The organism is Arthrobacter sp. JCM 19049, assembly GCF_001310435.1.
Genome location: NZ_BAXF01000626.1, coordinates 1 through 1,101 on the forward strand (window position 1 = coordinate 1; position 1,101 = coordinate 1,101).

At 71.4% G+C, this 1,101-nt stretch carries 2 protein-coding genes and 1 pseudogene; all 3 read right to left on the reverse strand.

Translation table 11 applies throughout. The features are described from left to right. Window positions 1-99, reverse strand: a 99-nt coding sequence (locus JCM19049_RS23685; protein WP_374700330.1) for a hypothetical protein, incomplete at its 3' end; no start/stop codon positions are given. Between the two features lie 71 nt (window positions 100-170). Continuing rightward, window positions 171-509 (reverse strand): annotated as a pseudogene (locus tag JCM19049_RS15055) (16S rRNA (uracil(1498)-N(3))-methyltransferase); the annotation flags it as partial. 3 nt (window positions 510-512) lie between these two features. Continuing rightward, window positions 513-1,101 (reverse strand): DnaJ C-terminal domain-containing protein (locus tag JCM19049_RS15060; protein WP_279403334.1); only part of this gene is annotated, 589 nt, incomplete at its 5' end.

Below are 1,101 nucleotides of genomic sequence, written 5' to 3' on the forward strand. Positions count from 1 at the left end.
GGTCCGGGCCGAGACCTCCTCGGCCAGCTGCCGCGTGGTGAGCATCGGGTGCAGCACCGGCTCATAGCTGCGCCGGGACTGCTTCTGGGCGCTGCGCACCTGGGAGCGCCACTTCTCCAGCGCCTTCTGCGCTTGGCGGCGTTCCAGCGCACGATGGAGCGTTCGGCCTGCCAGGGACGCACCGCGCTGACGCCCAGCTCCACGCTGGCCTCCACCGCCTGCAGGTCCCGGTCCCCCTTGGCCAGCGCCTGGATCAGAGTGACCGGGTGGCCCGGCGGAGCTTCGTCCACGACCTCCAGGACGGTGACGTGCAGCGCCTGCCTGTCCCCATCCTGCACCTCGACCACCAGCCGGCGGCCGTGGCCATCGAGCAGGTCCAGGTGCTCACCGGGCTTGACCCGCTTCACGTTCAGCGCGTGGTGCGCCTCGGAGCCCTGGATGGAGAGCCGGTCACCGGCAGCGACCTGGGCGGCCTGCTGCCGGTCGATGACGAAGCTGTGGTTGCTCATGGCCTAACGCTGGCCCAACTTGTCGCGCAGCCGGGCGAACATGCCCCCGGCGTGCTCCACCTGTCCGGCCGCCATTTCCTCCCCGCGCAGCTTGGCCAGCTGCTCGAGCAGGTCGCGCTGGGCGGCGTCGAGCTTCGTGGGGGTTTCCACGCTCAGGTGCACGATGATGTCCCCGCGCTTGCCCCCGCGCAGCCGCGGCACGCCCAACCCCGGCAGGGTCACGGTGTGCCCCTCCTGGGCCCCGGGCTCCACCTGGATCGACTGTTCGCCGTCGAAGGTCTCCAGCTTCAGCTCGCAGCCCAGGGTGGCGGCGGTCATCGGGATGCTCATCTTGGCGTGCAGGTCGTTGTTCGCCCGTTCGAAGATCTTGTGGCGGCGCACCTCGATCTCCACGAACAGGTCGCCGTTCGGTCCCCCGCCCGGGCCGGCCTCGCCCTGGTCGCGCAGCTGGATGCGGGTGCCGCTGGCCACCCCGGCGGGGATGTTCAGCTGCTTGGAGACCCGTTCGCGCACCCGCCCGTCCCCGTTGCACTCCAGGCAGGGGTCCGGGATGGTGGTGCCGTGGCCGCGGCAGGCGGCGCAGGTTTCCACG